This window comes from Micromonospora sp. NPDC049275, assembly GCF_043197115.1.
Classification (GTDB): domain Bacteria; phylum Actinomycetota; class Actinomycetes; order Mycobacteriales; family Micromonosporaceae; genus Micromonospora.
The window spans coordinates 25,748-36,331 of record NZ_JBICSN010000012.1 but is presented as its reverse complement, the minus strand read 5'-3'; the positions used below and the strand labels follow the sequence as shown (position 1 = coordinate 36,331).

The window sequence follows — 10,584 nt, the reverse complement described above, 5'->3', positions numbered from 1 at the left end:
CGGACGACAGCAAGAGCTGGGAATCCAAGGACGAGCACGGCTCCAAGGACGAGCACGGCTCCGACGAGGGCGACGAGTACGGCTCCGACAAGGGCTGGGAGTCCAAGGACGACGACAGCAAGAGCTGGGAATCCAAGGACGAAGACAGCAAGGACTGGGAGTCCAAGGACGAGCACGGCTCGGATGACGAGCGCGAGTTCGTGTACTACGGCGACGCCAAGGTCGACAAGGACGCCAAGCCGGGTCGTTACGAGCTCAAGGGCTCGTGCGGCGAGGGCGAACTGGTCGTACTGCCCCACGGCGGGGTCGACGGTGGTGACGGTGGCGCCAGCACCGGGACCGACCGTGGTCTGGCCACCGGTGGCGCGGGCCTGCTCGGCGCTGCCGCGCTGGGTGGGATCGTTCTGATGCGTCGTCGGCGGACCGATGGTTCGCTCGTCTGACGTGACGACGACACGGGCCGGCGGCCGTCACGGGAGACCGTGGCGTGCCGCCGGCGCGGCCGTCGTCGTCACCCTGGCCATGATCGGCGCCGGCATGATCGGCGCCTCGTTGCAGGACGGGCCCGCCCCCCGCCCCCCGCAGCCGCTCGCCCAGGCCGGCCCCGAGGTCTCCGGGCCGACGGTCACCGGGAGCAACGGCACGGCCCCGGACGACGGGGAGCGCGGCGACGTTGCCGCCGGTCTGGACCGGGCCGCTCCGACCACCATCGAGATCCCCCGCATCGGCGTCCACGCGCCGGTCATGTCGCTCGGCACCAACCCGGACGGCACCGTCCAGGTCCCCCCGTTGGAGCAGGCCGACCAGGCCGGCTGGTACGAGCCGGGCGCGAGTCCCGGCGAGATCGGTAACGCGGTCATCGTCGGGCACGTGGACTCGGCGAAACTGGGCCCGGCGGTCTTCTTCGACCTCGGCTCGCTCGTGCCCGGCGACACGATCACCGTGCAGCGGGCGGACGGCCAGCCGGCGACGTTCCGGGTCGACTCGGTGAAGTCGTACCCGAAGACGTCCTTCCCCACCGAACTGGTGTACGGGCCGAACGACCGGCCCGGCCTGCGGGTCGTCACCTGCGGTGGCCAGTTCGACGAGGCGGCCAGGAGCTACGACGACAACGTGGTCGTCTTCGCCACCCTGGCGGCGTGATCCGGGGCGTACACGGAAGCGGTCCGGCCGGTCGGGGTTTCCCGATCGGCCGGACCGCTGCCGGCGTACCGGGTCAGGCGGCGGCGGAGGTCCGCACCAGGGTGCGGATCTGACGCAGCAGCACGGACAGGGCGGCGAGATCCGCTCGCGACTCGTCGAACTCACCCATCGCCCGGCGGGCGCGATGGATCGACGTGGCGTTCGACTGCTCCCACTGCTGCACCCGCTCGTGCGGCGGCTGGTCCTCCGGCGTGGAGTCGAGCACCTCGGCGGTGAGCGCGGCGAGCGCGGCGTACAGGTCGTAGCGCAGCGCCATCCGCGCGAGCGTCTGCCAGCGGTCCTCCCGCGGCAGCAGGGAGATCTTCGACAGCAGCGAGTCCACCCGGAACAGGTCGGAGAGCACGAAGTAGACCGAGGCCACCTCGCCGACGTCCCGTCCGCTGCGGGTCGCGGTCTCCACGACGTCCAGCAGGCCGAAGCTGTACATCAGTCGGGTCGCCCGCTCCGCCAGCTCGCGGGGCAGCCCACGGTCGATCATCGAGTCGATGTGCGCCGTGATGGCCTGCCGCTCACCGCCGTAGAACAGGTCCTCCAGCCCCGGCAGCAGCCGGGCCACCCCGTCGCGCAGCCGCGCGATCTCGGTCGGCACGTCGATCGGCGAGCGCCGGTTGGTGACCAGCCAGCGCACCGCGCGGTCGAGCAGTCGACGGGTGTCCAGGTAGACGCTGGTCTGGAGCTCCGGGGAGACCTTGTTGTCCAACGCCTCCACGGCGTCCCACACCTCGCGCAGCCCGAACACCTCGCGGACCACCACGTACGCCCGGATCACGTCGGCCGCGCTGGCCGCCGTCTCCTCGACCACCCGGAAGATGAACGAGATACCGCCCCGGTTGACCGCCTCGTTCACCAGCACCGTGGTGACGATCTCCCGGCGTAGCCGCTGCCGGCCCATCCGGTCGGCGAACCGCTCGCGCATCGGCGTCGGGAAGTAGTTGACCAGGACCTCGGTCGTCCACTCCTCGTCGGCCAACCCCTCGGTGAGGATCTCCCTTTCCAGGACGATCTTGACGTACGCGAGCAGCACCGCGAACTCCGGCGCGGTCAGCCCGGACTCGCTGCGCACCGCCAGTTCCTCGTCCGGCGGCAGCGCCTCCAGCGACCGGTCCAACGCGCCGGAACGCTCCAACTCGTTGATCATCCGACGGTGCACGGGAAGCAGCGAGGCGGCCTGGGCCTGGGCGTTGTTGATGGCCCGGGCCTGGTCGTAGTTGTCCCGCAGCACCAGCTCGGCGACCTCCTCGGTCATCCCCGCCAGCAACTCGTCCCGCTCCGCAGTGCTCAGCTCACCGTCAGCAACAGCGGTGTTCAACAGGATCTTGATGTTCACCTCGTGGTCGGAGGTGTCCACCCCGGCCGCGTTGTCGATGAAGTCGGTGTAGATGCGGCCACCTGTCAACGCGTACTCGATGCGGCCGAGCTGGGTCCAGCCCAGGTTGCCGCCCTCGCCCGCCACCCGGCAGCGCAGGCTGCGGCCGTCCACCCGGATCGCGTCGTTGGACTTGTCGCCCACCTCGGCGTTGGTCTGGGTGGACGCCTTGACGTACGTGCCGATGCCGCCGTTCCAGAACAGGTCCACCGGCGCGGTGACGATCGCCTTCATCAGCTCCTGCGGCGAGAGTTGCGTGACGTCGTCGTCCAGGCCGATCGCCGCCCGGACCTGCGGCGTGAGCGGGATGGACTTCGCGGTACGCGGGAAGATGCCGCCCCCGGCCGAGATCAGCTCGGGGTTGTAGTCCTCCCACGACGAGCGGGGCAGGTCGAACAGTCGACGACGCTCCGCGTACGAGGTGGCCGCGTCCGGCTCCGGGTCGAGGAAGATGTGCCGGTGGTCGAAGGCGGCCACCAGCCGGATGTGCTCGGAGAGCAGCATCCCGTTACCGAACACGTCGCCGGACATGTCGCCGACCCCGACGACAGTGAAGTCCTGGGCCTGGGTGTCCAGGCCCAACTCCCGGAAGTGCCGCTTGACCGACTCCCACGCACCTCGGGCGGTGATGCCCATCTTCTTGTGGTCGTAGCCGGCCGAACCGCCGGAGGCGAACGCGTCGCCCAACCAGAAGTTGTGCGCCACGGAGATCTCGTTGGCGATGTCGGAGAACGTCGCCGTTCCCTTGTCCGCGGCCACCACCAGGTACGGGTCGTCGCCGTCGTGCCGGACCACGTCCTCGGGCGGCACGATGTGCCCGCTGACGATGTTGTCCGTGACGTCCAGCATGGCGCCGACGAACTCCTGGTAGCAGGCGACGGCCTCGTCCCGGTCGCCAGGCTTCTGCTTCAGCACGAAGCCGCCCTTGGCGCCCACCGGCACGATCACGGTGTTCTTCACCATCTGCGCCTTGACCAGGCCGAGCACCTCGGTGCGGAAGTCCTCCCGACGGTCGGACCAGCGCAACCCGCCCCGGGCCACCGGCCCGAACCGCAGGTGCACGCCCTCGAACCGGGGCGAGTAGACGAAGATCTCGAACTTCGGCCGAGGCGCCGGCAGGTCCGGGATGGCCTGCGGGTCGAGCTTGAACGCCACGTACGCCTTCGGACGCCCGCCGACCGGCTTCTGGTAGAAGCTGGTCCGCAGGGTCGCCTCGATCAGCGTCAGGTACGAGCGCAGGATCCGGTCCTGGTCGAGGCTCGCCACGTCGTCGAGCGCGCCGCGGATCGTCTCCACCAGCTCGCCGCTGCGCTGCTGCCGCTGCTCGGCGGTCAACTCGCCCGGCGCGAACCGGGTCTCGAACAGCTCCACCAACAGGCTGGCGAGCTTCGGGTACGCGATGAAGGTCTGCTCCATGTAGTCCTGCGAGAAGACCGTCCCGGCCTGCCGCAGGTACTTCGCGTACGCCCGCAGCACCACCACCTGCCGCCAGGTCAGCCCGGCGCGCAGCACCAGCTCGTTGAACCGATCCACCTCGGCCTCGCCGCGCCACGCCGCCGCGAACGCGTTCTCCACGTGCGGGCGTACCTCGGACAGCTCGTGGTGCCCCTCGGGCAGCATGAGGCCGAAGTCGTACAGGTAGACCCGACCGTCGAGCCGGTCCACCTCGTACGGGTGCTCGTCGACCACGCGGACGCCGAGCGAGTGCAGCACCGGCAGCACGGCGGAGAGCATCATCGGCTCGCCGTACCGGTAGACCTTGAACCGCACGTTCATGCTGTCGGCCAGGTCCGCGCCGGGCACGCGGGTGCCCGGCCTCGGCGCGAGCTGCTTGCGGAACAGGTGCATCTCCAGCTGGCCGGGCTCCTCCAGCAGCTCCAGCTTGGCCAGGTCCTTCATCGCCTCGTACGGCGTGTGCCCGTCCTTGTAGCCCTCCGGGAACGCGTCGGCGTACCTGGCGAACAGGTGCTTGGCCTGCTCGTCGCCGAGCTTGCGCTCCAGCACCAGCCGGTAGTCGTCGTCCCAGAGCCGGGTCGCGTCGGCCAACTCCTCGGCCAGCAGGTCGGCGTCGATGTCGCCGGGCGGCCGGGTCGGGTCGGTGCGGACGATGAAGTGGATCCGGGCCAGCATCGACTCGGTGACCCGGGTGGTGTAATCGACCCCGACGCCGTTCAGCTCACGCAGCAGGATGTCCTGCATGCGCAGCCGGTTCTGGGTGGTGAACCGGTCCCGGGGTAGGTAGATCAGGCAGGAGATGAACCGCCCGTACGCGTCGCGGCGCAGGAACACCCGCAACTGCCGGCGGCCCGCCATCCGCAGCACACCGATCACCGCGTGGTACAGGTCGTCGGTCTTGATCTGGAACAGCTCGTCGCGCGGGTAGGTCTCCAGGATCTGCAGCAGATCCTTGCCGGAGTGGCTGCGCCGGCTCAGGCCGGAGCGGTCGAGCACCTCCGCGACCTTCCGGCGTACCACAGGCAGCTCCCGGACACTGGTCCGGTACGCCGCGGTGGAGAACAGGCCCAGGAAGCGCCGCTCCCCGATGACCTCGCCGACCTCGTTGAAGATCTTGAACCCGATGTAGTCCAGGTACGCCGAGCGGTGCACGGTGGCCCGCGAGTTGGCCTTGGTGATGATGAGCAGACGCTTCTCCAGCACCTTCTCGTGTGCCTCGTGCGTCATCGACGACAGCGATCGGGCCTCCGGGGAGTCCGAGCGCAGGATGCCCAGGCCGGTGCCGAGCACCGCCTCCAGCGCCTTGCCGTCCACCGGGTCGGACGGGTTCCCCTCCGGGGCGTCCACCAGCCGGTACTCGCGGTAGCCGAGGAACGTGAAGTGGTCGTGCGCCAGCCAGCGCAGTAGCTCCACCGAGTCGGTGATGTCCTTCTCCGGCACCGGCGGACGGTTTTCCGAGGTGCGGGCCGAGGCCAGCTCGTCGGCGAGCGCGAGCGCACGCTGACGCATCTTCGGCCAGTCCTCCACGGCCTCCCGCACGTCGGTGAGCACTCGTTGCAGCTCACCGCGCAGACGGTCGCGCTCGGCGGCGTCCCGGACCGGGTCGATCTCGATCCGCATCCAGCTCTCGATGATGTCGCCGGCGATCGCGTCGTCCGGTTCCACGTCCGCCGAGACCTCGGTGAGGCGGCCCAGCGGCTCGCGCCGGACCACCACCAGCGGGTGCACCAGCAGGTGCACGTCCAGGTGGTACGAGTTGAGCAGCGCGGTCACCGAGTCGACAAGGAACGGCATGTCGTCGGTGACGATCTCGACGACGGTGTGGTGCTGGTCGGCGTACGGCTCGTGGATGCGCAGCTTCAACTCGCCGGGCACCCGCTGCTGGGCGAGGTCCCGGTGCGCCCGGGCCGCGTCGAGCATCTCCTCCGCCGTGAAGCCGACCAGCTCCTCGTCCGGGGCGAACCGCCAGAAGCGACCGACCAGGGTCGCCGCATCGTGGTCGTCCCCGGCGAGTGCGACAGCCTGGGCAACCAGGCGCTCCGCGTTGGGGACCGGTTCGTCGAGCTCGGCGTCCTCCACGTCGTCGGCCAACGCCTCGGTCGGCAGGCCCAGATCGTAGATGGTGTCGATGCTCGACCCGGTCAGCCCTGTGACGCCCGTGTCGAGCCGGCCGTAGCCGTCCCCGTCGGTCGCCGAATCGAAGCTGTCCTCGTCCCGGCCGGTGTCATCCTGCCGGAGGTCGGGTTCCGGTTTGATCGCCGGACGCCGGTCCATCGGTGCCACTCCCCTCGACCCACCGCGTTGTGGGTCACTCTGCCGCCCAGCGTAAGCCTGTCGTTTCCCGCCTTCGTCGGCGGACCACTGGCCGGACGTCCGGATCGGGACTTTGTCCTTTCACCCGTTGTGGGTCCGAGGTTGGCCGCTTGCGGGATACCCCGCCCCGCGATGTTCATCACACCGGCCCGGCCCGTCTTTCCGCACGTCGAGCCCTCCACGGGACGTTCGGGACAGCCTCCGCGTACTACCGTGCAGAGCAGCCCGAGACCGGAAGGACCGCTTCATGACCTTGTCCTACCCCCGGCCCCACCGGCCGAACCGCGCCCGGGGGGTCGCGGCGATCACCGCGGCCCTGCTCACTGCCGGCGTCCTGGCGGCGTGCTCCGGCGACGACGGGCCGGAGCGCGGCGTCGACGCCTTCCTCAGCGGCTGGCGCAGCGGGGACCTGCAGGCGGTCGCGATGGTCGACACGACAGGCGCCAAGCTGCCGGCCACCGAGGTGACCAAGGAGATCAAGGAGCTGTCCGGCGAGTTGGCGGCCACCCCGCCCACGCTGACCCGACAGGGCGAGCCGAAGATCACCAAGAACATCGCGACCACCACGATCCGGGTGGACTGGACGCTGCCAGGCCAGACCCACTGGACGTACGACCGGGAGCTGCGGCTCGTCCAGGGCGACGACGACCAGTGGCAGGTGATGTGGGAGCCGCGGGTGATCCACGAGCAGCTCGCCAAGGGTGACCGACTGGGGCTGCGCCGCGACACCGGCGCCCGGGCCGGCGTGCTGGACGCGGCCGGCCAGCCGATCGTGTCGCCCCGCCCGGTCGTGCGGGTGGGTGTGCAACCGAACCAGGTCACCGACATCAAGAAGCTGGTCAAGGATCTCGACGCTGCCTTCAAGGCCATCCGGCCGGCCCTCGTTCCCGCCGTCGACCTGTCGGACCTGCCCAAGCGGGTGGCCGCGGCCGACCCGGGCGCACTCGTCGAGGTGGTGACCCTGCGCGACCCGGCGTACCGCCAGATCAAGTCCCGGATCTACGACCTGCCCGGCACCAAGTTCGTGTCCGACAAGCTCGACCTGGCCCCGACCCGGGAGTTCGCCCGCGCGCTGCTCGGCTCGGTCGACCAGGCGCAGGCCGACGACCTCGCCGCCCACCCGGACCGGTACGTCACCGGCGACCTGGTCGGGCACGGCGGATTGCAGGGCCGCTACGACGAGCAGCTACGCGGCGCCCCCGGCCTGACGGTCGTGGTGGAGCGGCCCGACGAGGACGGCAAGCTGGCATCCACCGGCACCGAGCTGTTCCGCCAGGAGCCGAAGCCCGGTCAGGCCCTCAAGACCACGCTTGACGTGGCCACCCAGAACGCGGCCGACGGCGCCCTGCGCGCCGAGTCGCACCGAGCCGCGCTGGTCGCGGTCCGCGTCAGCGACGGCGCGGTCCTCGCCGCCGCCAACGGTCCCGGCTCGACCGGCGAGAACCTGGCCTTCACCGCGCAGGTGCCGCCGGGCTCCACGTTCAAGATGGTCAGCGCGCTGGGTCTGCTGGACCGGGGCGCGGTCACGCTGGACGGGCCGGTGGAGTGCAAGAAGACCTTCACCGTCGATGGCCGGTCGTTCAAGAACTCGGACAACTTCGAGTTGGGCTCGGTGCCGTTCCGCACCGACTTCGCCAAGTCCTGCAACACGGCTTTCGCGTCGCTGGCCCCGAAGCTCGGCGGCGACGGGCTGGCCGCAGCCGGCCGCTCGCTGGGCCTGGAGGGGCAGTGGGATCTCGGCACGGACGCCTTCACCGGCAAGGTGTCGACCGGCGGCAGCCCCGCCGAGCAGGCAGCCGCCTCGTTCGGCCAGGGCACCACGCTGGTCAGCCCCCTGGCCATGGCCGGCGCCACCGCGGCCGTCGCCCGGGGCCGCTTCGAGCAGCCGAAGCTGCTGGTCGACCCGGCGCCGGCCAAGCCGGCCCCGCCCGGCGAGCAGCTCAAACCGGAGTCGGTCACGGCGCTGCGCACGATGATGCGCGAGGTGGTCACCGCCGGCACCGGCAGCGCGCTCAAGGACGTTCCGGGCGGCGAGGTGTACGGCAAGACCGGCACCGCCGAGTACGACGACAACCCGGCCCACACGCACGCCTGGTTCGTCGGCTGGCAGGGTGACGTCGCGTTCGCCGTGTTCGTGGAGAACGGCGGGGCCAGCACGTCCTCGGCCGTCCCGATCGCCGAGCGCTTCCTCCGCGCCCTCCGCTAGTCGCGGGGCGGCGAGCGCCCACGCCCGCCGCCCCGTGCCCCGTGCCGCCTGCGCCGGGCGCCTGTGCGCCGTGCCGCGTGTGCGCCGTGCCGCGTGTGCGCCTGTGCGCCCGTGATCGCCCGTGCGCCCGTGATCGCCCGTGCGCCCGTGATCGCCCGTGCGCCCGTGATCGCCCGTGCGCCCGTGATCGACTCGGTTTCGCTGAAACCGAGTCGATCACGACGAGGTCGGCCCGGGACCGACGGCGAGGTCGGCCCGGGACCGACGGCGAGGTCGGCCCGGGACTGACGAAGAGGTGGGCCGGGACTGACGAAGAGGTGGGCCGGGACTGACGACGAGGTCGGCCTGGGACCGGCGAGGTGGGCCGGGGCTGGTGGCGGCGCGGTCAGGCCGTGTCGGCTTCGTGCCTCTCCGGCGGTTCCTGAACCGGCGGGGACGCTCGTCGGAGCAGACCCGGACCGGCCGACGCGGGTGGGCCGACCGGTTCGCGCTCGACCGTGGCCGCGATCTGGGCCGCGACGCCCGACGGCTCGGACGGGGCCAGAACGCGCATCCCGGACGGCTCCGCCTCGGCCGCGGCGCCGTCCGGCACCGCGCTCAACGACGAACGGCCGCCCGAGGCACCGACGCCGGCAGACCCGCCGCCAGCAGACCCGCCGCCAGCAGACCCGCCGCCAGCAGACCCGCCGCCACCGGCAGACCCGCCGCCAGGCGACTGGGCGTCGGCGGATTCGACATCGGGAAGATCATCGTCGTCGCCGCGCTCGTCACCCCGACCGCCCCCGGCAGTCCCGCCAAGCGCGGCGCGGTCAAGCCCACCAGGCGCGGCGCGGTCAAGCCCACCAGGCGCGACACGGTCAAGCCCGCCAAGCGCGGCACGGTCAAGCCCACCAGGCGCGGCACGGTCAAGCCCACCAGGCGCGACACGATCAAGCCCACCAGGCGCGACACGGTCAAGCCCATCGCGCGCGCTGAGCCGATCGGAACGCTCGGTGGTGGTCGCGGCCCGGCCGTTGCCGCGCCGGGGCGAGGGCGTCGGCCGGGGCGACAGCAGTCGGGGCGGCACCGCCTCCGGGGCGGTGACCGGGGCCAGACCGGCGACCACCGTGTTGACGATCTCGGCGGCGTACGAGCCGTCCGGGTCGTAGTCGGGGTCGAAGACGGTCAGCTCGACACCCAGGCAGTGTGGGGTGTCGACCAGGCCGGCGAGCAGGATCTCCAGCTCGGCGAAGGCGATGCCACCCGGGTCGGGGGCGTCCACGGCCGGCATCACCGCCGGGTCGAGCACGTCGACGTCGATGTGCACCCAGTAGCCCGCGCAGTCAGCGAGCTGCTCGTGCGCCCACTGGGCCGTCCGGGCGGCGCCCTCGGCGCGCAGCGCCGGCACCGGTCGGGTGGTGATGCCCGCGGCCTGCAGGTCGAGGCGGTACTCGTCCTGCGCACGGATGCCGAGCACCACCACGTCGATGTCGCGGAAGTAGGGCCGGCGGCCCTCAAGCGCGGCCAGGTCGGCCTGCCCGCGCCCGGTGACGAGGGCCAGGTCCTCCCCGGCGGCCGCGCCGACGTAGGAGGCGTTGCCGGGGTGCCGGAAGTCGGAGTGCCCGTCGACGAAGACCAGCCCGATCCGCCCGCCGACCGCCTCGCCGAGGCGGTGCATGGCCAGCGCGGAGCCCAGCAGCACGGAGCAGTCGCCGCCCAGCACCACAGGGAACTCGCCCCGGTCGATGATCGAGCCGATCCGTTCGGCGAGGGCGAGGGAGTAGTCGGCGATCTCCCGGGCGTGGCAGACGCCGTCGCCGGGCCGCCAGTCGCCGGGGTCGTACCGCGGTGGGGTGACGCAGCCGGCGTCGCGGGCCCGCAGCCGGGCCAGCAGGTCGTGGTCGCGCAACGCGCCGGGCGCCTTGGCGCAGCCCGGCACGGAGGTGGACGTCGGCGGTCGTAGGCCGAGATTTGTCGGCGCGTCGAGGACGGCGATCCGGCGCATCATGAGCTCCCGTCCTCGGTGGTCGGGCGGGCCGGCGGTTCGCCGGCCCGCGCTGGC

General features: G+C 71.7%; 3 protein-coding genes and 2 pseudogenes. 3 read left to right on the top strand and 2 right to left on the bottom strand.

What is annotated here, in order from left to right:
• Positions 1 to 443: pseudogene (locus tag ACGFIE_RS26590) on the top strand (hypothetical protein); the annotation flags it as partial.
• 1 nt (position 444) lies between these two features.
• Positions 445 to 1,143 (top strand): class F sortase, encoded by a 699-nt coding sequence (locus ACGFIE_RS26585; protein WP_393299496.1) that lies wholly within the window; start codon positions 445 to 447, stop codon positions 1,141 to 1,143.
• Positions 1,144 to 1,216: 73 nt separating this feature from the next.
• On the opposite strand, the gene ACGFIE_RS26580 is transcribed toward ACGFIE_RS26585, so the two are convergent.
• Positions 1,217 to 6,298, bottom strand: coding sequence for an NAD-glutamate dehydrogenase (locus ACGFIE_RS26580; RefSeq protein WP_393299493.1), 5,082 nt, complete (start codon positions 6,296 to 6,298; stop codon positions 1,217 to 1,219).
• A gap of 286 nt (positions 6,299 to 6,584) precedes the next feature.
• Between ACGFIE_RS26580 and ACGFIE_RS26575 the strand changes: the two genes are divergently transcribed.
• Positions 6,585 to 8,543, top strand: coding sequence for a penicillin-binding transpeptidase domain-containing protein (locus tag ACGFIE_RS26575; protein ID WP_393299490.1), 1,959 nt, complete (start codon positions 6,585 to 6,587; stop codon positions 8,541 to 8,543).
• A 1,020-nt stretch (positions 8,544 to 9,563) separates the two neighbouring features.
• Here ACGFIE_RS26575 and ACGFIE_RS26570 read toward each other — a convergent pair.
• Positions 9,564 to 10,530 (bottom strand): annotated as a pseudogene (locus tag ACGFIE_RS26570) (arginase family protein); the annotation flags it as partial.
• Between the last annotated feature and the right edge of the window lie 54 nt (positions 10,531 to 10,584).